Source organism: Phaeobacter porticola (genome assembly GCF_001888185.1).
Classification (GTDB): Bacteria; Pseudomonadota; Alphaproteobacteria; order Rhodobacterales; family Rhodobacteraceae; genus Phaeobacter; species Phaeobacter porticola.
Window position 1 is genome coordinate 1,959,027 of record NZ_CP016364.1, and the last position, 25,711, is coordinate 1,984,737.

Annotated in this window: 24 protein-coding genes; 10 read left to right on the forward strand and 14 right to left on the reverse strand. The window is 59.2% G+C overall.

Annotated features, from left to right (window positions below; translation table 11 throughout):
* Nucleotides 1–98: 98 nt before the first annotated feature.
* A complete protein-coding gene (gene dddP, locus PhaeoP97_RS09420; RefSeq protein WP_072504855.1) occupies nucleotides 99–1,451 on the forward strand; it encodes a dimethylsulfonioproprionate lyase DddP in 1,353 nt (450 codons plus the stop codon).
* Nucleotides 1,452–1,529: 78 nt separating this feature from the next.
* Here the strand turns inward: dddP and PhaeoP97_RS09425 are convergent, their stop codons facing one another.
* Nucleotides 1,530–2,015 (reverse strand): NUDIX hydrolase, encoded by a 486-nt coding sequence (locus PhaeoP97_RS09425; protein ID WP_157891269.1) that lies wholly within the window; start codon nucleotides 2,013–2,015, stop codon nucleotides 1,530–1,532.
* A 170-nt stretch (nucleotides 2,016–2,185) separates the two neighbouring features.
* On the opposite strand from PhaeoP97_RS09425, the gene PhaeoP97_RS09430 reads away from it, so the two are divergent.
* The 5 genes from PhaeoP97_RS09430 (at nucleotide 2,186) to PhaeoP97_RS09450 (ending at nucleotide 8,410) form a co-directional block, all read left to right on the forward strand.
* On the forward strand, nucleotides 2,186–3,442 hold the full coding sequence (locus tag PhaeoP97_RS09430; RefSeq protein ID WP_072504857.1) for a bifunctional alpha/beta hydrolase/OsmC family protein: 1,257 nt from the start codon (nucleotides 2,186–2,188) through the stop codon (nucleotides 3,440–3,442).
* A 281-nt stretch (nucleotides 3,443–3,723) separates the two neighbouring features.
* Nucleotides 3,724–5,028: an adenylosuccinate lyase gene (purB, locus tag PhaeoP97_RS09435; RefSeq protein ID WP_072506389.1), complete on the forward strand. Its 1,305-nt coding sequence runs from the start codon at nucleotides 3,724–3,726 to the stop codon at nucleotides 5,026–5,028.
* A gap of 239 nt (nucleotides 5,029–5,267) precedes the next feature.
* Nucleotides 5,268–5,816: a tetratricopeptide repeat protein gene (locus tag PhaeoP97_RS09440; protein ID WP_420849007.1), complete on the forward strand. Its 549-nt coding sequence runs from the start codon at nucleotides 5,268–5,270 to the stop codon at nucleotides 5,814–5,816.
* 76 nt (nucleotides 5,817–5,892) lie between these two features.
* Nucleotides 5,893–7,080 (forward strand): flagellar motor switch protein FliG, encoded by a 1,188-nt coding sequence (locus tag PhaeoP97_RS09445; protein ID WP_072504859.1) that lies wholly within the window; start codon nucleotides 5,893–5,895, stop codon nucleotides 7,078–7,080.
* A gap of 394 nt (nucleotides 7,081–7,474) precedes the next feature.
* Nucleotides 7,475–8,410, forward strand: a complete 936-nt coding sequence (locus PhaeoP97_RS09450; protein WP_072504860.1) for a lysophospholipid acyltransferase family protein — start codon at nucleotides 7,475–7,477, stop codon at nucleotides 8,408–8,410.
* Between the two features lie 26 nt (nucleotides 8,411–8,436).
* Here the strand turns inward: PhaeoP97_RS09450 and PhaeoP97_RS09455 are convergent, their stop codons facing one another.
* On the reverse strand, nucleotides 8,437–9,168 hold the full coding sequence (locus PhaeoP97_RS09455; protein WP_072504861.1) for a DUF1223 domain-containing protein: 732 nt from the start codon (nucleotides 9,166–9,168) through the stop codon (nucleotides 8,437–8,439).
* A gap of 245 nt (nucleotides 9,169–9,413) precedes the next feature.
* Here PhaeoP97_RS09455 and acnA point away from each other — a divergent pair, with 245 nt between their 5' ends.
* Together acnA and PhaeoP97_RS09465 are read left to right on the forward strand one after the other, a co-directional pair.
* Nucleotides 9,414–12,101 carry an aconitate hydratase AcnA gene (gene acnA, locus PhaeoP97_RS09460; protein ID WP_014880253.1) on the forward strand — a complete coding sequence of 896 codons (2,688 nt, stop codon included), beginning with the start codon at nucleotides 9,414–9,416 and terminating at the stop codon, nucleotides 12,099–12,101.
* A 267-nt stretch (nucleotides 12,102–12,368) separates the two neighbouring features.
* Nucleotides 12,369–12,653 (forward strand): putative quinol monooxygenase, encoded by a 285-nt coding sequence (locus PhaeoP97_RS09465; protein WP_237028920.1) that lies wholly within the window; start codon nucleotides 12,369–12,371, stop codon nucleotides 12,651–12,653.
* An 88-nt stretch (nucleotides 12,654–12,741) separates the two neighbouring features.
* Here the strand turns inward: PhaeoP97_RS09465 and PhaeoP97_RS09470 are convergent, their stop codons facing one another.
* The 9 genes from PhaeoP97_RS09470 to yajC all read right to left on the reverse strand — a co-directional run bounded on the left by PhaeoP97_RS09470 (nucleotide 12,742) and on the right by yajC (nucleotide 19,070).
* On the reverse strand, nucleotides 12,742–13,281 hold the full coding sequence (locus tag PhaeoP97_RS09470) for a DsbE family thiol:disulfide interchange protein (protein WP_072504862.1): 540 nt from the start codon (nucleotides 13,279–13,281) through the stop codon (nucleotides 12,742–12,744).
* Entirely contained in the window at nucleotides 13,274–13,444 is a 171-nt protein-coding gene (gene ccmD, locus PhaeoP97_RS09475) for a heme exporter protein CcmD (protein ID WP_072506391.1), read from the reverse strand. The genes PhaeoP97_RS09470 and ccmD overlap by 8 nt, the downstream gene beginning before the upstream one ends.
* Nucleotides 13,444–14,175, reverse strand: coding sequence for a heme ABC transporter permease (locus PhaeoP97_RS09480; RefSeq protein ID WP_014874910.1), 732 nt, complete (start codon nucleotides 14,173–14,175; stop codon nucleotides 13,444–13,446). The genes ccmD and PhaeoP97_RS09480 overlap by 1 nt, the downstream gene beginning before the upstream one ends.
* A gap of 45 nt (nucleotides 14,176–14,220) precedes the next feature.
* A complete protein-coding gene (gene ccmB / locus PhaeoP97_RS09485; protein WP_014874911.1) occupies nucleotides 14,221–14,877 on the reverse strand; it encodes a heme exporter protein CcmB in 657 nt (218 codons plus the stop codon).
* Nucleotides 14,874–15,500, reverse strand: a complete 627-nt coding sequence (gene ccmA, locus PhaeoP97_RS09490; protein ID WP_072504863.1) for a heme ABC exporter ATP-binding protein CcmA — start codon at nucleotides 15,498–15,500, stop codon at nucleotides 14,874–14,876. Before ccmA ends, ccmB begins: the two co-directional genes overlap by 4 nt.
* Before the next feature lie 97 nt (nucleotides 15,501–15,597).
* Nucleotides 15,598–15,951 carry an Mth938-like domain-containing protein gene (locus tag PhaeoP97_RS09495; protein ID WP_014880259.1) on the reverse strand — a complete coding sequence of 118 codons (354 nt, stop codon included), beginning with the start codon at nucleotides 15,949–15,951 and terminating at the stop codon, nucleotides 15,598–15,600.
* Between the two features lie 168 nt (nucleotides 15,952–16,119).
* Nucleotides 16,120–17,088, reverse strand: a complete 969-nt coding sequence (secF, locus tag PhaeoP97_RS09500) for a protein translocase subunit SecF (RefSeq protein WP_072504864.1) — start codon at nucleotides 17,086–17,088, stop codon at nucleotides 16,120–16,122.
* 1 nt (nucleotide 17,089) lies between these two features.
* A complete protein-coding gene (gene secD / locus PhaeoP97_RS09505; protein ID WP_072504865.1) occupies nucleotides 17,090–18,751 on the reverse strand; it encodes a protein translocase subunit SecD in 1,662 nt (553 codons plus the stop codon).
* Between the two features lie 34 nt (nucleotides 18,752–18,785).
* Nucleotides 18,786–19,070 carry a preprotein translocase subunit YajC gene (gene yajC, locus PhaeoP97_RS09510; protein ID WP_027247153.1) on the reverse strand — a complete coding sequence of 95 codons (285 nt, stop codon included), beginning with the start codon at nucleotides 19,068–19,070 and terminating at the stop codon, nucleotides 18,786–18,788.
* Nucleotides 19,071–19,246: 176 nt separating this feature from the next.
* Between yajC and PhaeoP97_RS09515 the strand changes: the two genes are divergently transcribed.
* Together PhaeoP97_RS09515 and serS are read left to right on the forward strand one after the other, a co-directional pair.
* Entirely contained in the window at nucleotides 19,247–20,662 is a 1,416-nt protein-coding gene (locus tag PhaeoP97_RS09515; RefSeq protein WP_072504866.1) for a pentapeptide repeat-containing protein, read from the forward strand.
* A gap of 97 nt (nucleotides 20,663–20,759) precedes the next feature.
* Nucleotides 20,760–22,052, forward strand: coding sequence for a serine--tRNA ligase (gene serS, locus PhaeoP97_RS09520; RefSeq protein ID WP_072504867.1), 1,293 nt, complete (start codon nucleotides 20,760–20,762; stop codon nucleotides 22,050–22,052).
* A 90-nt stretch (nucleotides 22,053–22,142) separates the two neighbouring features.
* On the opposite strand, the gene PhaeoP97_RS09525 is transcribed toward serS, so the two are convergent.
* From PhaeoP97_RS09525 to der, 3 genes are all read right to left on the reverse strand, one after another.
* Nucleotides 22,143–22,856 (reverse strand): helix-hairpin-helix domain-containing protein, encoded by a 714-nt coding sequence (locus PhaeoP97_RS09525; RefSeq protein WP_072504868.1) that lies wholly within the window; start codon nucleotides 22,854–22,856, stop codon nucleotides 22,143–22,145.
* On the reverse strand, nucleotides 22,853–23,866 hold the full coding sequence (locus PhaeoP97_RS09530) for a fatty acid desaturase (protein ID WP_072504869.1): 1,014 nt from the start codon (nucleotides 23,864–23,866) through the stop codon (nucleotides 22,853–22,855). Before PhaeoP97_RS09530 ends, PhaeoP97_RS09525 begins: the two co-directional genes overlap by 4 nt.
* A 307-nt stretch (nucleotides 23,867–24,173) precedes the next feature.
* The gene (gene der / locus PhaeoP97_RS09535; protein ID WP_072506392.1) at nucleotides 24,174–25,634 is read right to left on the reverse strand and encodes a ribosome biogenesis GTPase Der; all 1,461 of its coding nucleotides are present in this window, start codon (nucleotides 25,632–25,634) and stop codon (nucleotides 24,174–24,176) included.
* Between the last annotated feature and the right edge of the window lie 77 nt (nucleotides 25,635–25,711).

A 25,711-nucleotide genomic window follows, 5' to 3' on the forward strand; every position in this document is an offset into this window, starting at 1 on the left:
AGTCTGAAAACGACTGCCCGCGCGGTCGCAATTGGCAGCGACTCTTCTCTGAATAGCGCTCCAGATTAGACAGAGCTGTACAGAAATGGAGCCCCGAGATGAACGAGCACTACCGTGACATCCGCAAGATCGACCCGACGCGCGGTGCCACACTTGGCGACAACACCCCCAATGATCAGGACCGAGTCGAAATTGGGCCGACCCGGCTGGCCTTTGGTGAATGGGCGGCTGCGGGTCTTCAGCTGCCCGATCTTCAGGCCATGCGGCGCTATCGCTGGGAGCGGCTCACCCGGTTCATCAACGATCGCGATTATGCCGGACTGTTGGTGTTTGATCCCATGAACATCCGCTACGCGACGGATTCCACCAATATGCAGCTGTGGAACACCCATAACCCATTTCGCGCGCTACTGATCTGCGCCGACGGCTATATGGTGATGTGGGACTACAAACAGGCGCCTTTTCTCAGCGAATTCAATCCACTGGTGCGTGAACAACGGGCCGGGGCCGATCTGTTCTATTTTGATCGCGGCGACAAAGTGGATGTGGCGGCCGACGCCTTCGCCGATGAGGTGCGCACGCTGCTGGCGGAGCATAGCGGCGGCAACACGCGTCTTGCGGTGGACAAGATCATGCTGCACGGGCTGCGCGCGCTAGAGGCGCAGAGGCTTGAGGTCTTTCCCGGCGAAGAGCTGACCGAAAAATGTCGCGCAGTGAAAGGCCCGGACGAAATCCTCGCCATGCGCTGCGCCAATCACGCCTGTGAAACCGCCGTCGCAGAGATGGAGCACTATGCCCGCACAGTCATTCCCGGCGGTGGCATCAGTGAAGATGACGTCTGGGCCATTCTCCACGCTGAAAACATCCGCCGGGGCGGTGAATGGATCGAAACAAGACTGCTGACCTCAGGCCCGCGCACCAACCCCTGGTTTCAGGAATGCGGCGGGCGCATCATCCAGAACAATGAAATCGTCAGCTTTGACACCGATCTGGTCGGCTCCTACGGGATCTGCATCGATATTTCGCGCAGCTGGTGGATTGGCGACCGCGCGCCGCCAGCCGATATGGTCTATGCCATGCAGCACGGGGTTGAGCATATCCAGAGCAATATGGAGATGCTGAAACCCGGCGTGAACCTGCAGGACTTGTCGCGCAACTGCCATCTGCTGGATGCCCAGTTCCAGAAGCAGAAATATGGCTGCATGATGCACGGCGTCGGGCTTTGCGATGAATGGCCGCTGGTGGCCTATCCGGACGCCATGGTCGAGGGCGCTTTCGATTATGATCTGGAGCCGGGCATGGTGCTCTGCGTTGAGGCGCTGGTCAGCCCCGAAGGCGGCGATTTCTCGATCAAGCTGGAGGATCAGGTCCTGATCACCGAAACTGGCTATGAAAACCTCACCACCTACCCGTTTGATCCGGCTCTGATGGGCACCACCCGTTGGGGGTGAGGTTTCTGCTGCCTGCGGGTGCGACGACCAAACGGCTGCTCTCGCCCCTTGTGGAGAGACGGTTGAACCTGGGTGCCGTCAGGCGTCTCCGCTGTGCAACCGGGCCAGTTTATCCTGCAGGATCAGTACACTGTCCGCCTTGCTATATTGCGAGAGTTCGGCCAGCGGCACCCAGGCCAACGCCTTTGACTCGGCGCTGGCACGGATTTCGCCCGCCTCGGCGCGAAACAGGTAACGCACATCGTAATGCAGATGCCCGCCCTCGCGGGCATTGGCCGGAATCTCATGAATGTCTATGTCGAAAACCCGGTCAGACATCAGGCTGATCCGCGTCAGGCCGCTTTCCTCATAGGCCTCTTTCCAGGCGGTAAACCGTGCATCCGCGATGCCGTCACAATGCCCTCCGAGCTGTAACCAACGGTCCAGCTTGGCGTGATGGGTCAGCAGCACCGCATCCAGATCCGGTGACAGGACAAACGCCGATCCGGTCACATGACCGGTCGTCGGATCCCGCTCAAACGCCCTTGGCTCTCTTGCACAAAATGCGGTCAGGCACTGCCACATTTCTCGGTCACGCGCATCCTGCGGGGTGAACACGCCGATCCCTGCGCATCGCCCAATACTGTCGAATGTTGTCAATATCCCTCACCTTCCCGTGACGTCGGGGCCTGATCCCTTGTGCCCGCGCGCCTGTCGCCGCACGTTAGGGGAACCCCCAATCAAAGGCCATCCACATGCCCACCGAACGCATTTCTTTTTCCGGCCACTCCGGTGACCAGCTGGCTGCGCGGCTCGACCTGCCCGAAGGTCCAATATTGTCCACCGCGTTGTTTGCCCATTGTTTCACTTGCTCCAAGGACATCCCCGCAGCGCGCCGCATCTCGGCCCGTCTTGCCGCGATGGGGATTGCGGTTCTGCGTTTTGATTTCACTGGGTTAGGGCATTCGGATGGAGAGTTTTCCAATACCAATTTCACCTCCAACGTGGCGGATCTGGTGGCTGCCGGGCATTATCTCGCGGGCCGCGGATTGCCGCCGTCGCTGTTGATTGGGCATTCTCTGGGCGGGGCTGCCGTTTTGCGCGCACGCGCCGGGCTTCCATCTGTCCGGGGCGTTGTAACCTTGGGCGCGCCGTCGGATCCGTCGCATGTCGCACATCAATTTGGCGACGCGCTTGGCAAGATCGAGACAGACGGCGCAGCAGAGGTCTGTCTGGCGGATCGTCCGTTTACCATTCGCAAGCAGTTTGTCGAGGACATCCGTGCCGCCGCTCTCAGCGACGCGGTCGCAGCGCTGGATGCAGCCCTCTTGGTGATGCACGCGCCGATGGATGCCACGGTCAGCATCGACAATGCCGCCGAGCTGTTTGTCGCCGCGAAACATCCCAAGAGCTTTGTTACGCTGGATGATGCCGATCACCTGATCAGCCGCCCTCGCGATGCGGAATATGCCGCTGATGTCATTGCCGCCTGGGCCGGGCGCTACATTGATCTCTCCCCCCCTGCACCGCCCCCCGGCGCGCCCGAAGGCGTGTTGCGTGTGACCGAGGCCGATCCCAACGGGTTTCTGCAAGACGTGCAGGCCGGACCGCGCCATCACACCTACGCCGATGAACCGCTGGCCTATGGCGGCAGCAACCGCGGCATGACACCCTATGGGTTTATTGCAGCGGGGCTTGGGGCGTGTACCTCCATGACGATCCGTATGTATGCCCGTCGCAAAGGCTGGCCACTCGAGAGCATCAGCGTCGATGTCTGCCATGACAAGGTCCACGCTCAGGACGCCCTGCCCTCAGGTCCGGCACAGATTGATCAGTTCACCCGTGTGATCTACCTCAGTGGCAATCTGACCGCAGACCAGCGCGCCAAACTCTTGGACATTGCCGATCGTTGCCCGGTGCATCGCACCTTGGAACATGGTGCAAAGGTCACCACCCGACTGGACCTGGCAGAAGCTGACAGCCAGATGGATCCCGCACATTTGCCGTTCTGATTGAGACCTGACCTGAAGAGTGTGAGTGGCCTCTGGTTAACCGGGTGCCACCGCTTTCTGCGACGGGACGCCCAGCCGTGCGCTGTGTGTTTGCGGGCTGTGCCGTAACGGCCCTCGTAACTACCATTGAAAATTCTGCATGTCACAGCGGTAAGGCATCAGAAAAGTGGGCTTTCTGTCGCTGCCCGCCCCCATACCCTTGCTCTGGCGGGCGCGCTGCTCTAAGACGCGCGGCATCATCCGCTTCCCTTCTGCCCTGCTACATAAAGGTGCTGCTGCCCATGATCCTCCGCTATTCCCGTCCTGAAATGGTTGCCATCTGGTCGCCGGAAACCAAATTCAAGATCTGGTACGAGATCGAGGCGCACGCCTGCGAAGCCATGGCCAATCTGGGTGTGATCCCGCGCGAGAACGCCGATGCCGTCTGGAAAGCCAAGGATGTGGACTTTGACGTCGCCCGTATCGACGAAATCGAAGCGGTCACCAAACATGACGTTATCGCCTTTCTGACCCATCTCGCCGAACATGTGGGCAGCGAAGAGGCACGTTTCGTGCATCAGGGCATGACATCCTCTGACGTGCTGGATACCTGCCTCAATGTGCAGCTGGTGCGCGCCGCCGATATCCTGCTGGACGGTATGGACAAATTGCTGGCCGCCCTGAAGAAACGCGCGCTGGAGCACAAAGACACCGTCCGCGTCGGCCGCAGCCACGGCATCCACGCTGAGCCAACCACCATGGGTCTGACTTTTGCCCGTTTCTATGCCGAAATGGATCGCAACAAACAGCGCCTGCAAAATGCTCGCGCCGAAGTCGCCACCGGCGCGATCTCCGGCGCGGTTGGCACCTTTGCCAATATCGACCCTCGCGTTGAAGAACATGTTTGCGAGCAGCTCGGCCTCAGCCCTGAACCGATCTCGACCCAAGTGATCCCGCGCGACCGCCACGCGATGTTCTTTGCCACGCTGGGTGTCATTGCCTCGTCGATTGAAAATGTCGCTGTGGAAATCCGCCACATGCAGCGCACCGAAGTGCTGGAAGGGGCCGAATTCTTCTCTATGGGGCAAAAGGGTTCGTCGGCAATGCCGCATAAGAAGAACCCGGTTCTGACCGAAAACCTCACCGGTCTTGCACGTCTGGTGCGCATGGCGGTGATCCCGGCGATGGAAAACGTGGCCCTGTGGCATGAGCGCGATATCTCCCACTCTTCTGTGGAGCGCGGCATCGGCCCCGATGCCACCGTGACCCTGGATTTTGCGCTGAACCGTCTGGCTGGCGTCATCGACAAAATGCTGGTTTTCCCGCAGAACATGCTGGACAACATGAATAAATTCCCCGGTCTGGTGATGTCGCAGCGGGTGCTTTTGGCCCTGACACAGGCCGGCGTCAGCCGCGAAGATGCCTATTCCATGGTACAGCGCAATGCACTGAAGGTCTGGGAAGATCGCGTTGATTTCCGTGAACTTCTGCTGGCGGATGCCGACGTTGTTGCCGCTCTTGGCGAACAGGCCATCAACGAGAAATTCGACATGGATTATCACACCAAACATGTCGACACGATCTTTGCACGGGTGTTTGGCGCCTAAGCTACCCCCGATCATGGATCTGACAGTATTTTGAATTCGGGGCCGCTCTGCCATATGCAGGGCGGCCCTTTTTATTGGCTTTCACCGTCTCACTGTCTTGTTATCGCGCCCGTGCACGGTTCCGTCTAAGGTAGAGCAAAGCAATTTGCTGCGGATCGGCAGCGCGACAAAAGGACAAACTGATGCTCCCCATGCAAACCGACCATGCGACCCTCGCTTGTTCCCTGCCCTTGCCCGCGATGAAGGCCACCAGATGGACCTTCTCTGCGCTGCTCCTCTCTTGCAGTTTTGCCGCGACGGCTTTTGCCGCAGGTGGCGGCGACAGCGCCGCACCAAAACCGACAAACACCACCAAGACCTGCAAGGGAGCAAGGGTCTGGGACGATCAGAAACAGCGCTGCGTCGCGCCCAAGCAATCCTCCCTGGACCCTGACGAATTGTACGATGCGGTGCGCGAACTCGCCTATGCCGGGCGCTACAGCGACGCTCAGATGGTGCTAGCGGCGATGCCTGACCAAACGGATAGCCGGGTGCTGACCTATTGGGGCTTTACCTATCGTAAGCAGGGCTATCCCGATCAGGCGATGTCCTATTACACTCAGGCCATCGCGCAGGATCCGCAGAACCACCTTGCACGCTCTTACATGGGGCAAGGATTTGTTAGCGAAGGGAAATATGGACTCGCGCTGGAACAGTGGAAGATCATCCGCGCCAATGGCGGCAGCGACACCTGGGCCGAGATATCTCTGCGCGAGGCTCTTTTGTCCGGGCAGACGCAAAGCTACTGATTTTCAGCATTTATTTACCGCTTACGCCCTAGGTTGGAGACAACAGAAAGAGAATCTTTTTGGCTAGGGCTCTTAAATGCAGAATGAAAATGCTTTGGCGCTTCCCATGGCGGCCTCCTCAGACGACTTTGGCGATTTTTCCGCCCCGGCTCCGCTTGGCGGAATGGATTTCGGCGGGGATCTCGGCGGTGGGGATCTCGGGATGGGCGGCGCGCTTGACATGCCCGCCATGGGTGGCGGCATGACCGCCGCCAAATCCAAGCTTAGCGGCAAAGCCAAGGCCGCTATCGTTGTCCGCCTATTGTTGAACGAAGGCGCGGATATTCCGCTCGAATCCCTTCCCGATGACCTGCAGCTCGAATTGACCCAGCAGATGGGTCGGATGGGGCTGATCGACCGCACCACCCTGCATGAAGTTGCTGGTGAATTTGCCGAGATGCTTGACAATGTGGGCCTGTCCTTCCCCAACGGACTGGCCGGTGCGCTTTCGGCGATGGAGGGCAAGATCAGCCGCCAGACTGCAAGCCGCCTGCGTAAAGAGGCGGGCGTTCGCCAGTTTGGTGACCCTTGGGAACGCCTGCGCGCCCTGCCGCCCGAAGACCTGGCCGAACTGGCAGAGGCCGAAAGCACCGAAGTTGCTGCCGTGCTGCTGTCCAAGCTGGACACCACCAAAGCTGCGCAGATGTTGATTCACCTGCCCGGCCCGGTGGCCCGCCGCATAACCTATGCCGTCAGCCAGACCGGCGCGGTGACCCCCGACACCGTTGATCGTATTGGCCTGTCGCTGGCCGGCCAGATCGAAGCCCGCCCCGAAGTCGCCTTTGACGAAACACCGGGCCAGCGGATGGGCGCGATCCTGACCCAGGCCGCAGCCGGTAAGCGTGACGAGGTGCTCACAGCGCTGGATGAAGAAGACGAAGAATTCGCAGGTGACGTCCGCAAGTCGATCTTTACCTATGCGTTGATCGCCCAGCGTGTCAGCCCGGTCGATGTGCCCAAGATCGCACGCGTGCTTGCACAGCAGGATCTGGTCACCGCGATTGCCTTTTCCACCGACGAGGAAGATGTGGAAAGCAGCGAATTCATGCTGTCCAACATGTCCAGCCGCATGGCCAATAACATCCGTGACGAAGTCGCGGAACGCGGCAAGGTTAAGCGCAGCATCGGCGAAGGTGCAATGAGCACCATCGTAAATGCACTGCGTGAACTGGTGAGTTCCGGTGAGATCGAATTGCGCTCCACTGAAGAAGATGACGAGGACTAAAGCCTTGGCTCTACAAAGTTAGGATCTATGCGTGTTCTGCGACGTCCAAGGCAGAGCAGGCCAATACTAGGCCCGAACGTCGTCAACAGTTTAAGGTATGTAATCCCGCCAACCTGACCTAAAGTCGCAGACGCAGATCGTTGGGCATTATTAGGCGACATCTCTAAGGGGCCTTCACCAGTCAAAGACCTTCTGTGCGCTCTTGTGCCTGATAGTCCTTGGCCAATGCACGAACCACCGCTGAGAGCGCCTGTTTCGAACTCTCATCGACGCTTGCCGCCTCAACAACACATGCGCCGGATCTGCCATCTTCCGGCTGGCTCGCTTGTGCCTGCTCGCTCCGGCGTTTATGCTGGCGACTGACCTACTCCACCGAAAACGCAGGCCCCCGGACATGCCAGTCGATCCTTCCACATTGGCCCCAGGCCGTCGTGCCAGTTATTATGCCAGCAATCTGGCACTACGTGGTATTATCGGCGCGCTGGGTTTGATCCCCTATGACAAACGTATACCCGCGATGGGCTGGGTGATGCGCAAAGTGGCGCCTCTGGTGGGGTTTCACAAACGGGTTCGGGACAATCTGGCGTTGACCTGTCCCGAGCTGCCGGAGCGTGATGTCAAACAGCTCTGTGATGAGGTAAGCGACAATGTCGGCCGCGTGGTGGCCGAGCTTTATGCCGGACAGCCCTTCCTTGAGCGTGCCTGGGCAGCGCCTGTCTCTGGCCCCGGCCTGCCGGCGCTGGAGCGCGCCCGCGCTGAAGGGCGACCGGTCATTCTGGTCACTGGGCATTTTGGCAATTACGATGCAGCCCGCGCCAATCTGATCAAACGCGGCTTTGCCATGGGGGCGCTTTATCGTCGTATGGCGAACCCCTATTTCAACGATCATTATGTGCGCGCGATAGAAAAAACTGGCAAGCCGATGTTCGAACAGGGCAAACGCGGCATGATGGAAATGGTCCGTCACCTGAAACAAGGGGGAATCATTGCAATTGTCGCCGATCTGCACGCCCATGGTGGCGTCAACATTGATTTCTTCGGTGAACCCGCCGTGACCTCCATCGTGCCTGCAGAACTGGCGTTGAAGTACAAAGCGGCGATGATCCCGGTCTATGCCATTCGCCAGCCCAATGGTCTTGATTTTGAGATTGTCGTGCAGGAGGAGATCGCTCCGTCTGATCCGATAACCATGACCACGACCGTCTGCAAACGGCTGGAGGAGCTGGTGCGCCAGCACATGGGGCAATGGTTCTGGGTCCATCGCCGCTGGAAACCCTATGTGCCGATCCCAAAACCCACGCCCACAGAACAACGGTCAGATAAAACCTGAAACCAGGCGTCCTGCTCTGCTTGGTCCTAGTTCAGCTTAGCCGCCGCAAGGATAGCGCCATAGGGGGCCTGTTGAACCAAAAGGGCAGCAGGACGAGTGTCGGTGAGTGTGATGCTCAGTTCCAATGTGCCCTGCCCGTCCCATTCGGCGACACGGTCCAGCTGCTCCACCACATTGGCGTAGTCCAGCCGCCGCCCCGCCAGTTCACCACGAGAGATATCGACCGTTTTCAGCGGCGCATAGCGGACCAATTGGATAGAGATCGGTCCCGACAACAGCGGAGCGGCATCGGCCCGGCGCAGGGCAAGCGAAATGTCTCCGGTACCGCTGCTTGTGCCATCGACTGCGATTGCAACCAGGCTTGGCTGCACCTTATGGGCTGCGATGGCGTCAGAGAGTTTCATCGCATTGGCCCCCACCACATCTTCCTGACCGTTGATGATCATCTGCGGCGTATAGACCATCTGGCGTCCGCCCTCATGGGCATAGCCCTTTTGGCGGCGGGTAAAGGCAGGATCGGCAAATTGATCCTTCCAACCGATATAATCCCAATAATCCACATGCAGCGCCAGCGGCAGCACATCGCTCCGCGCTGTCAGCTGCTGCAACAACGCATCAGCGGGCGGACAGGACGAACACCCCTGCGAGGTGAACAGCTCAACCACCACCAGATCCGTGGCCGGTCCACCGCTCTGGGCTGAGGCCTCGATTGGCAGCGTCATCCACACGGCCATAACAAGCGATGCGATAATTTTCATGCAACGAACCCTTATTGCTCTGATCTACCGATGTAGCGGCGCCGGGTTGAAATGACCAATCAATCATTCTTGAGACCGTCGTGCGCAGGGCAATTTGAGGCGAAATGCGACGTTGGTGCAAATTTTGTGTACTATTGCATACAAAAATGCTGCCTGCGGCGTTTCAGCTATTGAATGCACGCCCGACCTGTTGCAAATACCCGGTAGCGAATTCCCTGTTTTCACATCCCAGAGGGAGGCCAAACATGCCTATCACCGTCGGACAGGACAATGCCAAGACGCGCCGCAAGCTGAGCGCAGGTGGCAAGTCAATCTCCTATTACTCGATCCCCGCAGCCACCGAGGCCGGTCTTGGCGACTTTGCCAAGCTGCCCGCCGCCCTGAAAGTTGTGCTGGAAAACATGCTGCGGTTTGAGGACGGCGGCTTCTCCGTCTCCACTGACGACATCAAGGCCTTCGCCGAATGGGGCGCCAACGGCGGCAAGAACCCCCGCGAAATCGCTTATCGCCCGGCCCGCGTACTGATGCAGGATTTCACCGGTGTTCCCGCCGTTGTAGATCTTGCCGCCATGCGTGACGGCATCAAGGCGCTGGGGGGCGACGCCCAGAAGATCAACCCGCTGAACCCGGTTGATCTGGTCATTGACCACTCCGTCATGATCGACGAGTTCGGCAACCCGCGCGCGTTTCAGATGAACGTCGACCGCGAATACGAACGCAACATGGAGCGCTATCAGTTCCTGAAATGGGGCCAGGGCGCGTTCAACAACTTCCGCGTTGTCCCGCCGGGCACCGGCATCTGTCACCAGGTGAACCTGGAATATCTCGCCCAGACCATCTGGTCGGATGAGGATCAGAACGGCGATATGGTTGCCTACCCTGACACGCTGGTCGGCACCGACAGCCACACCACCATGGTCAACGGCGCCGCCGTTCTGGGCTGGGGTGTTGGCGGTATCGAGGCCGAAGCCGCGATGCTGGGTCAGCCGATCTCCATGCTGATCCCCGAGGTTATCGGCTTTGAGCTGACCGGCGCCATGGTTGAAGGCACCACCGGCACCGACCTCGTGCTGAAGGTCGTGGAAATGCTGCGCGCCAAAGGCGTGGTTGGAAAATTCGTGGAATTCTACGGCAAGGGTCTGGACACGCTGCCGCTGGCAGACCGTGCCACCATCGCCAACATGGCGCCGGAATATGGTGCCACCTGTGGCTTCTTCCCGATCGATGATGAAACCATCCGCTACCTGCGCAACACTGGTCGCGACGAAGACCGTATCGCGTTGGTCGAAGCCTACGCCAAAGAAAACGGCTTCTGGCGCGATGCGGATTACGCCCCGATCTACACCGACACGCTGAGCCTCGACATGGGCACCATCGTGCCTGCAATTTCCGGCCCGAAACGTCCGCAGGACTATGTTGCCCTAACCGGTGCCAAGGCGGCCTTCCAGAAGGAAATGGAAGAGACCTTCAAGCGCCCCATGGGCAAGGAAATCGCCGTCAAAGGCGAAGACTACACCATGGAAAGCGGCAAGGTCGTGATCGCCTCGATCACCTCCTGCACCAACACATCCAACCCTTATGTGATGATCGGTGCGGGCCTTGTGGCGCGCAAGGCCGCCGCATTGGGTCTGGATCGCAAACCCTGGGTCAAAACCTCGCTCGCACCCGGTTCACAGGTTGTGTCTGCCTATCTGGAGGCCGCAAACCTTCAGGAAGATCTGGACAAGATCGGCTTTAACCTCGTGGGTTATGGCTGCACCACCTGTATCGGTAACTCTGGCCCGATCCAGCAGGAACTGTCCGACGCCATCGCCGAAGGGGATCTGGTCGCGACCTCCGTCCTGTCCGGCAACCGCAACTTCGAAGGCCGTATCAGCCCCGATGTGCGCGCCAACTATCTGGCCTCGCCGCCGCTGGTTGTCGCCTATGCGCTGGCGGGCACCATGGACATTGATCTGGCAACCGATCCGATCGCACAGGACAAGGACGGCAATGACGTCTACCTGAAAGACATCTGGCCGAGCCAGAAAGAGATCGCGGATCTGGTCGAAGCGACCGTGACCCGCGAAGCCTTCCTGTCAAAATATGCCGATGTGTTCAAAGGTGACGAGAAGTGGCAGGCGGTGGAAACCACCGATGCAGAAACCTACGACTGGCCTGCAGCCTCCACCTACATCCAGAACCCGCCCTACTTCCAGGGTATGGGCACTGAGCCGGGCACCATCTCCAACATCAAGGACGCCAAGCCGCTCTTGATCCTTGGCGATATGGTCACCACCGACCACATTTCCCCGGCGGGTTCCTTTGCGACCACCACCCCGGCTGGCCAGTATCTGCTGGACCGTCAGGTGCAACCGCGTGAGTTCAACTCCTACGGTTCGCGTCGTGGCAACCACGAGATCATGATGCGCGGCACATTTGCCAATATCCGCATCAAGAACGAGATGCTGGACGGTGTCGAAGGCGGCTACACCAAAGGCCCCGATGGCGAACAGACCTCTGTTTACGAGGCCTCCATGGCCTATCAGGAACAGGGTATCCCGCTGGTGGTCTTCGGTGGTGAGCAGTATGGTGCTGGTTCCTCGCGCGACTGGGCGGCCAAGGGCACAGCCCTGCTGGGCGTCAAGGCCGTGATCGCCGAGAGCTTTGAGCGAATTCACCGCTCCAACCTGGTCGGCATGGGCGTCATCCCGTTTGAGTTCACCGGCGGCGACACCCGCAAATCGCTGAACCTCACCGGGGATGAAACCGTCTCGATCCACGGTCTGGACACGATCAAACCTCAGGAAGAGGTCTCCTGCGACATCACTTACGGCGATGGCACAACCAAGACCATCACCCTGAAGTGCCGCATCGATACCGCGCCGGAAATTGAATACATCGAACATGGCGGCGTGCTACATTACGTGCTGCGCAACCTCGCCAAATCGTAAAACCGGGCCAAGATCCCATCTCAGCGGGCACCCTTGGGGGTGCCCGTTTTCGTTACATAACCTGTAGAAGAAACAGTCTTGGCAGACCGGAACCGGCAAAAATCCGCGAAGATACCCTTACGTCAATCTCCATTTGGACCGCGCGCCCTGCGCCGATCTAGGATCCAATAGGTCCATTGGTAACGGTTTGTTGTTGTTAAAGCTCCAAACTTAATTGAAGCGGCCAAACAGTTGCAGGCCGTGCACCTCAATCGGACGAGACTGCTTGTGAAAGAAGCTATAGTTGTTACCATTAACTCGATACCGGAGCTGTTTGACGAGCTGGTCGCTGCAACGGCTACGATGATGCCTGAAACCCGTGCGTTTCCCGGCTGCATCGAGGCACATATGTTGCTGGCGCCAGAGCGCCATGAAATGGTGATCTTTCAGATCTGGGAAAATAGCGAAGCGCAGAACGCATATCTGACGTGGCGCGCCGAGCGTGGCGATTTTGAACGGCTGACAGAGTTCATCGAAGACGAACAAATCTTTCGCACCTACACGCTGGGTTGATATTAGCGTGAAGATAACCTGAATTTTTACGATGTTTCAGAACCTTACAGCACTGCATTAAGCTGCGCGTTGCCAAGGTTAAGCGTGATTACTTGCCCGCCGCCTTTTCCAGCGCTGGACCTATGGTGGTGTCGATCACCCGCTGCGTTATGGGACCGGCAAAGCGCAGGATAATGGTTCCCTTCCCGTCGATAACATAAGTTTCCGGCACGCCATAGACGCCCCAGTCCAGCGCCATCCGTCCGGCCTCATCCCGGCCAATGGCGCGATAGGGGTTGCCCAGCTCCTGAAGGAACCCGACCGCATTGTCTTCCTGATCCTTGTAGTTGACGCCATAGATCGCCAGACCTTCCTCGGACAATGCGTCAAGACTCGGATGTTCCACCCGGCAAGGGCCGCACCAGCTGGCCCAGAAATTCACCAGTTTCACCGTGCCGTCACGCAGGGTAGCATCATCAAATCCGGGATCATCGGCAAAGCTGGTCAGCACCACCGGCGGAGCCGTCTGCCCTTCACGCGCAGACGGCAGGCTCTCGGGATCGTTGCGAAACATGCCTGCCAGAAACAGGGCCACAAGACCACCGAACACCAGCACCGGCAGTGCCATCACGGGGGAAATCTTAGTCACGGGGCGTTCCTCCCTGGCTTTGCATCTGCTGTTCCATCTCCTGCATCTGCCGCCGTACGCGGCGACCACGGGCAAATGTCATCAGCAGCAGCGCCAACAAAAGCAACAGGGAAGCGGCATAAGACGACAGCACCTCAACCGCATATTTTCCAAGATCTGGCATCATGCTTGCATCCTTTCCCGCAGCATCAGGGCTCGCATCCGCCGGGCCCGGATCTCTGTGCCGGTGCGATAGAGCACCAAAGCCAGAAACAAGAGGCCAAACCCGATCATACAAACATACAGCGGGTTGGAAAACGCATCCGCCACGTTCTCTTCCTTGTCCAGCGACAGCGAGGCCCCCTGATGTAGCCCCTGATTCCAGAAATTGACCGCATAGCGGCTGAGCACCGCAAAGACCGAGCCTACCAGACATAGGATGGAGGTCAGATCAGCGGCAGTATCCGGGTCCTCGATCGCCTCCCAGAGGGCGATATAGCCAAGGTAGAACAGGAACAGCACCAAAAAGGAGGTCAGTCGTGGATCCCATTCCCACCAGGTGCCCCACATCGGCTGGCCCCAAAGCGCCCCGGTGATCAGTGCAATCAGCGTCATCACCACCCCGATGGGGGCCGCAGCCTTCGCCGCCAGCGCGCTCACGTGATGGCGACGTACCACCCAGATCAGCGAGGCGACCAGCATCATGAACCAGGCATTGATCGCAATCAGTGCTGCGGGCACATGCAGGAAGATAATCTTGACGGTGGATCCCTGCCGGTAATCATCCGGCGTGAAGAAGAACCCCCAGATCAGCCCAACCGTGCACAGCACAGCGGCTGAGACCCACAGTGCGGGCATCACCCGTTCCGACGTGGTCAGGAACTTCTTTGGATTGGCGTATTCCCAGATCGACATAGTGGCTATTTAGCTCTTGCTTGAAGGGATCTCAATTCATTCATCCTAGCGCAAATTGACGCGCAGGACGGCGGCGCTGGCAAAGGGCAGCAGCGCCAGCGTGGCGGCCGAAATACCGGCCAGCATCAACAACGGCGTCTCCACCGCCATACCCGCCGCGCCGCGCCGCGCGGCCTCTGCGCCGAATATCAACGTCGGCACGTAAAGCGGCAGCACCAAGAGCGACATCAACAGCCCGCCCCGCTTCAGCCCCACTGTGAGTGCCGCACCAAAGGTGCCGATCACCGACAGCGCAGGCGTGCCCAGCAGAAGCGAGACAACCAGCCACAGAAAGCCCGCCGTCGGCAGGTTGAGAAGGACACCCAGCACAGGTGCTGCCAGTACCAGCGGCAGGCTGGTGGTGATCCAATGGGCAAGCGCCTTGATCGTCACGACCGCTTCCAGCGGCAGCGGGGCGGTGGCCATCAGATCCAGCGTGCCGTCCTCCCAGTCCAGCGCCAGTAGCCGGTCCAGCGACAACAGGCAGGCCAAGAGCGCGCCCAGCCACAGCACACCGGGGGCAATACGGCCCAGCAGCTCCGATTGCGGCCCGACCGAAAACGGCACCAGCACCGTCACGATCAGGAAAAACGCCAGCCCTAAACCAAAGCCGCCGCCCGCGCGCAGGGCCAGCCGCAGATCCCGCAACAACAGCGCCCTCACAGGAAGGCCCCGTCGAAGTTGTCCAGATCCGGCAGCTTGGCGCGAAACCGGCTGACGTCCAGCGTGTCGCCGTCAAGGCCAAGGTCGATATGGGTGGCAATCAACGCCGCACCGCCGCCCGCCAGATGGCCCTGCACCACATCCGCAAACTGCTGCACTGACGCGCGATCCAGACTGACAGTCGGCTCATCCAATATCCAGTAGCGCCGCCCGGTGACCATCAGTCGCGCCAGCCCCAGCCGGCGTTTCTGCCCGGCAGAAAGCGCCCCGGCCTGCCGATCACGCAGGGACCGCAGGTCAAAGGCATCCAATGCGCTGTCGATCTCATCCATGGCAAAGATCGCCGCCCAGAATTTCAGGTTTTCCGCCACCGTCAGGGTCAGCTTGATCCCGTCGGCGTGGCCTGCATAGGCGATATCGTCGCCCTCGCTGGCTCCGTCAATTTTCACCTCACCGGCCAGCGGCGGTTGTAGCCCGGCGATGGTGCGCAACAGCGTGGTCTTGCCACAGCCGTTCGGCCCGCGCAGGATCAGCGCCCGACCCGGCGTCAGCGCAAAGCTCACGCCTTCCAGCACCGGAACGCCGCCACGCGCGATGCTCAGCCCTGCGATGGTCATTGTCATGAAACCCGCCTACCTCTTTGGTTCTTGGTCGAAAAACCCGATCCCGCGCGACCTGTCCTTGCGCAAGATCAAGCCCGCGGCTCGCATCGGCAGTGTGTCAGACCGCAAGGGCCGCAAGGGCGATCCGGCGCCCCTCGGACAGGAGGACGTTATAGGTCCGGCAGGCCGCGGGAGAATTCATCGCCTCAACCCCGATCCCGGCCCCTTCCAGCTGCTGACGCAGGCTTGCGGGGATATGCGCGACCTCGGCCCCGGTGCCGATGAACAGCACATCAACCTCACCGACAAGTGCCAACAGCGGGTCCGCATCCTCATAGCCGCCCCAGCCCGTGGTCCCGGTTGCCCCGGTCAGGATATGACCCTGATGCACCTCACCGCCCACGCGAAAGAAACCCGGCCCGTAGCCGTCAATTGGCAGGGCGTCCGTATAGGCAACTTCGTTCAAACGCATGGCGTGCATCCTCTATTCGTGATCGGCGGCGGGCGCGTAATTCTGCGCCCTGCCCGGCTGCATAACATGTTCGCTCCCCTGACAAAACACCAGCCCGGTTGAAGCCAATAAAAAGAGGCCGCACCCTTGTGGGATGCGGCCTCTGACATTTGCAATATGCCCGAAGACTCAGGCGTCGATATTGGCGAACTGATTGCCTGCGGTGTTCGACGGCTTCGTCCAGTCGCGCTTCACGCCCAGCCACAGCAGGATGGTGGAGGCCACAAAGATCGACGAATAGGTGCCGATAATGACGCCCCAGATCATCGCAAAGACAAAGCCCCGGATCACGTCGCCACCCAGAACATAAAGCGAGACCAGCGCCAGCAATGTGGTCACCGAGGTCATCACCGTCCGGCTGAGGGTTTCGTTGATCGAGATGTTCAGAACCTCGGCCAGCGGCTTCTTCTTGTAGCGGCGCAGGTTTTCGCGCACCCGGTCAAACACCACCACCGTATCGTTCAGCGAATAGCCGACGATGGTCAGCAGTGCCGCGATGATCGCCAGGTCGAACTTGATCTGGAGTTCCGAGAACACGCCGATGGTCAGCACCACGTCATGCACCAGCGCCGCGACGGCCCCCAGCGCGAACTGCCATTCAAAGCGCAGCCAGATGTAGATCAGAACCGCGCCAATCGCGAGCGCAACCGCCAGAACTGCCGTCTGCACCAGCTCGCCCGAGACCTTGGGGCCTACCGATTCCACAGACACAAATTTGATGCCCGGCGCCACCGCATCCAGCGCGGCATTCACCTCGGCAATCACCTCACCAGAGATCGACTCGTCATCAGCCTGCGCCTGAATACGCACCATGGCGACATGCTGGTCCTCGGCGAATGTCGGATCAAACACCTCGCTGATAGTGATGTCGCCCAGCTCCAGCGGCTCCAGCGCAGCACGATAGGTGCCCACGTCAATCTCGGTCGTGCTTTCGGTGCGGATGGTTGTACCGCCCCGGAAGTCGATGCCGAAATTCAGCCCCTGCAAGGCAAAGGAGGCAAAACCGACAACAATCATCAGGGCAGAGATGCCCAGCCACAGTTTCCAGCGCTTGAAGAAATCAAACGAGGTATTTTCGGGAATAAGTTTCAGCCGCATATTATACCTCGATCGTTTTCGGACGACGCCGTTCAAACCACATCACGATGATTACCCGTGTCACAAAGATCGCGGTGAACACCGAGGTCATGATCCCCAGCCCCAGCGTGATCGCAAAGCCGCGCACCGGGCCGGAGCCCATGGCAAACAGGATCACAGCCGTGATGAAGGTGGTGATATTGGCGTCCAGAATGGCGCTCAGCGCCTTGGAATACCCTTCATCAATGGCCCGTGCAGGACCACGACCGGCCTTCAGCTCCTCGCGGATCCGCTCAAAGATCAGCACATTGGCATCCACGGCCATACCAACCGTCAGAACAATGCCCGCGATCCCCGGCAGGGTCAGCGTGGCACCAATCAGGCTCAGCGCGCCAAAGATAAGCGCAATATTGAGGATCAATGCGATATTGGCAAAAAGACCAAACAAACCATAGCTCAGCGCCATGAAGACCAGCACCCCGACAAAAGCGACGATGGTCGCAACCTTGCCAGCGTCGATGCTGTCCTGACCCAGTTCCGGACCGATCGTGCGCTCTTCCAGGAACTCCAGCCCCGCAGGCAATGCGCCCGCCCGCAGCAGGATCGCCATATTGGTGCTTTCCTCAATGTCGAAATCACCGGTGATAATGCCAGAGCCACCCGGAATATGTGACTGGATCACCGGGGCGGAGACCACCTCCTCATCCAGCACAATCGCAAAGGGCGAGCCGATGTTTTCCGCCGTATAGTCGCCGAACTTGCGCGCGCCTGTGGTGTTGAAACGGAAGCTGACCGCCGGGCGGCCGTTCTGATCAAAGGACGGCTGCGCGTCCACCAACTCCTCACCGGTCACAACCGGTGCGGCCTCAACGGTGTAGAACACGCCGTCCTCATCAAGCGACGGCACAACCTTGTTACCGACACCCGCATTGGCATCGGCGTCCGTGCCGCGCCCTACGACGGGGTTAAAGGTCAGCTGCGCGGTGGTGCCGATGATCTCTTTCAACTCCGACGCCGACCCGATGCCCGGCACCTGAATCAGGATCCGTTCGCTGCCCTGACGTTGAATGGTCGGCTCGCGCGTGCCCACCTCGTCAATCCGGCGGCGGATGATTTCCAGTGCCTGACGCACGGTGCGGTCATCAGAGGCCAGCTTCTCCTGCTCGCTCAGCTCCACGGTCAGAATGTCACCGGTCCCGGACACGGTGATATCGGTGGCCCCGGCCCCAGTCAGACTGGTGATCGGATTGGCCAGACCACGCACAACCTCCAGCGCGCGGGCCATGCCCTCGGGCTTGGAGATCTTCAGACGAATCTGCCCCTCCGGTGCCTGCTGGCGGCGAAAGGTGCCGACCTCACCACGCTCAGGCCGCAGCGCGTCACGCACCTCAGGCCAGAGCGCGTCCATCCGCGCGCCGTAGACGTCGGCGACCTTCACCTCGGCCAGAAGATGCGCGCCACCGCGCAGGTCCAGACCAAGGTTGACCAGCGACGACGGCATGAACGACGGCCATTGGCCCGCCACGTCCAGCCGCGCGGGGCTTTCGCCCTTCGCGATTATTTCGGCGGCGGCGTCATTGGCCTGCTCGACGCGCGTGTAAAACGCATTTGGCAGGGCAAGCAAAAGGCCGGTCACACAGACCAGCCAGATGAGAACCCGCTTCCAGAGATCAATTTGCAGCATTGCCCTGCCTTTTCAGTTGGTTAAGCGGGGATACTTACGCTGCCGGCTCGGTCTTGTTCAGAACCTGTGCGATGGTGGATTTGATCACGCGGATTTTGACACCCTCGGCGATTTCCACTTCGATTTCACCGTCTTCCTTGACCTTGGCCACCTTGCCGATGATGCCACCCTGGGTCACCACCTGATCGCCACGGCGCAGCGCTTCGACCATCGACTGATGCGTCTTCAGCTTTTTCTGCTGCGGACGGATCAGCAGGAAGTACATGATTGCAAAGATCAGAATGAGCGGGAGAAACTGGGCGAGTGCGCCACCATCCATGGGATATTCCTTCTATGTGACAGGCGCTTGTGACGCCCTTAATTTTGCAGGGGAACCTATGCGCTGGCCCGGGGCTTTGCAAGGCTAAGGGGGCCTTATCTGATACCGCAAACGCAGTTGACCCGATGCAGGGGCGGTGAGAGGGTGAAAGCGCATTTTTCAGCAAGGTTATTTTCGTGCTCAACACCTATCTGGCGATTGTCAGCCACCCGCTGTTTTTCACCTTCATTGCGCTGTGTGGCGGGGTCTATGCGCTTCTCTGGGCGACAAGCCTCAAACCCTCCGCGCTCCCGCAACCGTTGGTTTGGTTGCGCCGACACTACGTCAGCGCGCTGTTGATCGTGGTTGGCATACTCTTCGTCCTCGCGATGACATTTTATCTGGTCGAAATCGGGCTGAGCGTGCGTCGCCTTGTCGATCTTCTTGGGAACGAACTTGCCAAAGCAGAACCGCAGGCCGAAGCGCTGCGCTTTCTCGCTCACAGCATCGGCATCTTGGTCGCCATACTTGCAGGCTCCGCCACCATATTCTTTGCTTCGATCCGGGTGTGGACGAATGAACGGAACACGACGGCAACCGAACAGGGGCTGATCACGGACAGGATCAACAAGGCCGTTGAAGGGTTGGGGGCCGAGAAAACGGTGAAGCAGCAAAGACAGGGTTCCGAAGGCGCTTTGCTCTATGAAGATGACATTAATGGTAATCCAGATCTGAAAAAGCCGATCATGGCGGAAGTCACCAAACCAAACATCGAAGTCCGAACTGGGTCGATTTTGGCGCTGGAGAGACTGGCGAAAGAGAATTTGGATTTTCACATCCAGATTATCGAGATCCTCTGCGCCTATGTCCGAAACAATGCGATGTGTGACGATCCTAGCCCCACAGGGAAGCTGGAAAGAGTTCCTTCACTGAGGGACGACATCCAAATGGCCATAAAAGCAATCGGTCGGCGTGGACAGAAGGGAAAACAAGCAGAAGCTTTTCTGCGCTTCAGACTGGACTTGCGAAACTGTAATCTTTCCGGTGCGGACTTCGCTACACGCGATTACTCGGGAGCAATGTTCCACCACAGTCTCATTGAGGGCGCGAACTTTATGAGGGCGAATTTCCAAGGCGCTGAGTTAAACTACTGCACTCTAAACTATTCGAGATTTCTCGATTGTGATCTGACAGGCGCGATCCTAGTACATGCGACACTTAACCAACCGGTCGGTTCACTTCACTCCAATCATCTTGGATGGGCAACTCTGCGGGGGCTTGATGTCTCAGGTGCTGATTTATCAGGTGTATTCAACCTCGGCGACAATATCCAGATGAATACGATTTTCGGCACGAGTGATACCAAACTTCACGAACGCTACACTCGGCCAAACAGAAATGGCAGCATTTCTGAACTTAGGATGGAATTGGAGTATGCAAAAGATGACGGAGAATCCGAACGCGCCGATGACCTGTCACGTAAATTGTCTGAAAAAGGATTTAGATCTTGGTCACCATATAGTTCTGACGACGGTGTAACCCACTCTCTCTACAACGACCTAATGATCAAACTGGACCTCTGCCACTTCCCTTTTCATGGAAGACACAAATGAGCGAATAACTTCGCCAACCACTAGCGCCCTCTTCCCCTTCCCGCCCCCATCCGGCATATGCTGGCGGCACTGATTCAACGCTTTAGGAGCACCTCCCATGCATGACATCCGCGCGATCCGCGAGAACCCTGCCGCTTTTGACGCCGCTTTGGCGCGGCGTGGGGATGCGGCGATGTCTTCCGACATCCTGGCGCTGGATGAATCCCGCCGGGCCAAAATCCAGGCGGCTGAAACCGCGCAGGCCGATCAGAACAGGGCGGCCAAGGCTATTGGTGCGGCCAAGGCCAAGGGGGATGACGCCGAATTCGAACGTCTGCGGGCCGAGGTGGCCGGCAAGAAAGCCGAAGTCGCAGCCCTGCAGACCGAGGCCAAGGAGCTGGACGCCAAGCTGACCGACGTGCTGGCCCGCATCCCCAACCTGCCGGCCGAGGACGTGCCAGCGGGCGCCGATGAGGACGACAATGTCGAGGTCAGCAAATGGGGGGCGATCCCCAATTTCGCCTTTGACCCGAAAGAGCATTTTGAAATCAAGGGCGTCGCGGCTGCGATGGATTTTGAAACCGCTGCAAAGATCTCCGGCGCGCGCTTTGTGCTGCTGAAGGGCGCTGTGGCACGCATCCACCGCGCGCTGGCGCAGTTCATGGTCGACACCCATGTGGATGAAAACGGCCTTACGGAGGTGAACTCCCCGGTGCTGGTGCGTGACGAGGCGATGTATGGCACCGATAAGCTGCCGAAATTCGGCGATGACAGCTATCAGACCACCAATGGCTGGTGGCTGGTGCCGACCTCCGAAGTGCCGCTGACCTATTCCGTTGCGGGCGACACGCTGGATGAGGCCGCCCTGCCGATCCGCATGACCGCGCATACGCTCTGCTTCCGCTCCGAGGCGGGCAGCGCGGGCAAAGACACCTCCGGCATGCTGCGCCAGCACCAGTTTGAGAAGGTCGAGATGGTCTCGGTTGTGCATCCGACCCAATCCGACGATGAACAGAAGCGCATGCTGCGCTGCGCTGAGGGGTTGCTGGAAAAACTGGGCATCCCCTATCGCACCGTGGTGCTTTGCACCGGTGACATGGGGTTCGGCGCGCGCCGAACCTTTGACATCGAAGCCTGGGTGCCCGGTCAGAACACTTACCGCGAGATTTCTTCGGTCTCCACCACAGGTGATTTCCAGGCCCGCCGCATGAACGCCCGGTTCAAACCTTCGGACGGTGGCAAGCCGGAATATCTGCACACGCTCAACGGCTCCGGTCTGGCGGTCGGGCGCTGCCTGATTGCGGTGCTGGAAAACGGTCAGCAGGAAGACGGATCCGTCAAACTGCCAGAGGTTCTGGCCCCCTATCTGAGCGGTCGCTTGACCCTGACGGCAGAAGGCGCATTGGTTTAATAACCACGCACAATCTCTTAATAAGAAGTAAAAAACCGACGCCTCACAGCGTCGGTTTTCTTTGTTCTCGGCACAGTGTTCCCGGCGGCGCTATTTCTTTTTCTTACCCTTCGCAGGAACGCTCGGCTCTCTCTGCTTCTTGACTATTGGCTTCTTCACTCCGTCCTTTTTGGCTGCGACCTTCTTGGTCGGCTCCTTTTTGGACGCATCTTTCTTGCCGCTGTCTTTCTTCCCGCTGTCTTTTGCGGACGCCTCTTTCTTCGGGTTGTGTTTGGCCTCAAGGATCGCTTTTGCCTTGGCCTTTTCCTTTTCAATCGCGCGTTTGGCCTTGGCTTTCACCCGTTTGGCCTTCGCCTTGGCTTTCACCTTTGCGGCGGAAAATTCCTCGGCAAGGGCGGCGGCTTTCTTCGCGGATTTCTTCGCTTTCAGGACCGCCTTTTCCGCCTTCGCCTCAGCCGCACGACGGGCCGCCTCGGCAGCCGCCAGCGCGGAGCTGAGCTTGTCAGCCTCGGCGCGGTCACCGGGTTTTTCCTGCGCGGCACCATTCGGCACAGTCGGTGCGGCCCCATTGGCGCGGCGGGCGGGTTTGCCACGCTCCGGGCTGGTCGGCTTGGGACTGGCCTCCCCTCGCGCCTTCTGCGCCTCTGCGGACAGTTTTGCCGCGCGCAGCTTGCCGATCCTGGGGATCTTGCTCAGCTCCTCTGGCGATTTTCCTGCCACAGCCTCAATCGTGGCGCAGCCGTTTTCCGAGAGGATCCGGGCCAGCGCGGGGCCGACACCGGGAAGTTTTGCGATAGATGTCATGAAGGCTCCTGCCTGTTGGTTTGCCCTGTGGCCGTGACCGGTGCACCCGGCGCATTAGCTGGCGGGAATGGCACCAGCCGCTGCTGATCCTCGTCCCAAAGCTTTAGCCCCATGGCGCGGATCGCCTCAGTGAACTTGATCCGGCGCGGTGCAATCTCCGGCGGCAGGTTGTGGTGGCAGCGGCGCAGCCGGTAGCTGGGAATACGGGCGTTGAAATGATGAATGTCATGAAGCGTGATATTGGCGACTGCAAAGTCAAAAAACCAGCCAAAATCGAGACAGGATGATCCCTGAAGCGCCGCAACCTGCGGATTAAGGTCAGGCCGGCGATCCCAATAAGTGTCCTCAAAATTATGTTGCAGATAGACTAGGAACACGCCGATCATGCCCCCGAAAAAGGAAAACCCTAGCCAGACCAACACACCGGTCGTGCCCGCGACGGCGTAGAGCAGCGCAAGCAGCAGCACGATCACCACATTATGCAGGATCACCCCAGATACACCAAACCGCAGCGTGTTTTTCGGCCAGCGGTAGCGAATGAAATAGGTGAACGCCGCCCCTAGTGGCACCAGCACAAGCGGATTGCGATACAGCCGATAGGCCAGTCGCTGTGCCCAGCCTGCCGCCTGCCATTCGCGCAGGGTCATGGTATGGATTTCGCCGGATTCGCGGTGTTCCAGATTGCCGACATAGGCGTGATGCTCATTATGGTTCTGCTTCATCACCTCAAACGGGGCAAAGGTGAAGGGCGACAGCACATGACCGGCAATTTCATTCTGGATCCGGGTTTCAAACAGCGAATGATGCCCGGTGTCATGTTGCAGCACGTATAGCCGCACCGCTGCAAAGGCAAACACACCCCCCGCAGACAGCATCAGATACCAGATCTCAGCGTAGCGGATCGCAACCGTCAGCGCCAGGAAGTAGATTGCAAATGTCCCGAAATAGCTGAGCGCGGCCAGCCGGTTGTCCTTATCACAATATGTCCGCGTGTATGCTCTCAAATCCATGGGATGTTCCCTAGAGACGCAGTGTGACGCCACGATGACGCGGCCCTTTGGTGATATGTCACCAAGCGCGCGGCGATCCAACGCCACTGTTAATATCCCGGTCATGGCCATACTGCGCCCTACAAACATGGCAACAGCCCACCGGCATTTCAATAAATTACAGTGAAGCCTAGCAAGGCCAGTGGCTTGCGGTCAAATTCTACGTGGTCAGCACAGGCGCAAACCCGCGCTTGCCATGAAAAAAGGCAGCCCCCAACATGGAAAGCTGCCTCTGGTCATTCTTCATTCTTGGAGCAGGCACCTACGCTTAGTTGCGGCGGCCTTCCAGATGTTTGCGCAGCTTCGACGGCGGCGCCTTCTTCTTGCCCTTGTAGGGGTTCTTGTCCGACTGCGAGCGCAGCGTCAGACGGATCGGCGAGCCGGGCATATCAAAATCCTGCCGCAACCCGTTTACCAGATAGCGATTGTAACTCTCGGGCATCTTGTCGGGATGCGAACACATCACCACAAAGCCCGGCGGACGGGTCTTGGCCTGGGTCATATAGCGCAGCTTGATCCGCTTGCCCTGCGGGGCTGGCGGCGGGTGCTGTTCCAGCATCCCCGTCAGCCAGCGGTTCAGCGCAGCTGTTGGTATCCGGCGGTTCCAGACGTCATAGGCGCGCATGATGGCCGCGTGCAGACGGTCCAGTCCCTTGCCGGTTTTGGCCGACACGGTAATCAACGGCGCGCCGCGCAACTGCGGCAGAAGCCGGTCAAAGGCCTCTTTCAGGTTGCGCAGTTTTTCCTGCTTTTCGTCCTCGATGTCCCATTTGTTCACCGCAACCACAACCGCGCGGCCTTCCCGCTCGGCCAGATCGGCAATGCGCAGATCCTGCTGTTCAAACGGGATCGCGGCATCCAGCAGGACCACCACAACCTCGGCAAATTTTACCGCTCGCAGACCGTCGGACACGGAGAGCTTCTCCAGCTTTTCCTGTACTTTGGCCTTCTTGCGCATCCCCGCGGTATCGAAGATGCGCATCGGCACATCCTGCCAGTCGATCTGTAGCGAGATCGCATCGCGGGTGATCCCGGCCTCGGGCCCGGTCAGCAGACGGTCCTCACCAAGGATTTTGTTGATCAGCGTGGATTTACCCGCGTTCGGACGCCCGACAACAGCAACCTGCAACGGTTTGTTGCGGGTTGGCATCGGCACCGACAGATCTTCTTCGTCGGCGTCTTCATCCAGAGCCACGTCAATCTCGGGGCTGTCATCCTTGGCGCGTTCTTCAAACTCATCCGCCAAGGGCATCAGCTGCGAATAAAGATCGTTCAGACCTTCGCCATGTTCACCGGACAGGCGGATCGGCTCACCCAGACCTAAGCCCCAGGCGTCCAGCACACCGGCATCAGCGGCGTTGCCCTCGGCCTTGTTGGCAGCCAGAATCACATGGGCGGATTTCTTGCGCAGGATTTCCGCAAACATCTGGTCGATCGGCGTCACGCCAACGCGCGCATCAATCATGAACAGACAGATGTCGGCCATATCAACGGCCCGCTCGGTCAGGCGGCGCATCCGCCCTTCCAGCGAGTTGTCGGTGGCATCTTCCAGACCGGCGGTGTCCACAACGGTAAAGCGCAGATCGCCGAGACGCGCTTCCCCTTCGCGCAAATCGCGCGTGACGCCGGGCTGGTCATCCACCAGCGCCAGCCGCTTGCCGACGAGACGATTGAACAATGTGGATTTGCCCACATTCGGGCGGCCCACAATAGCGAGGGTAAAAGACATCAGACCAACTTTCTGCGATTCAGACGCGCCCCATAGCGCATCTGCGCGCGCCCTGCCAGAGTGCATCGCTGTTTAAC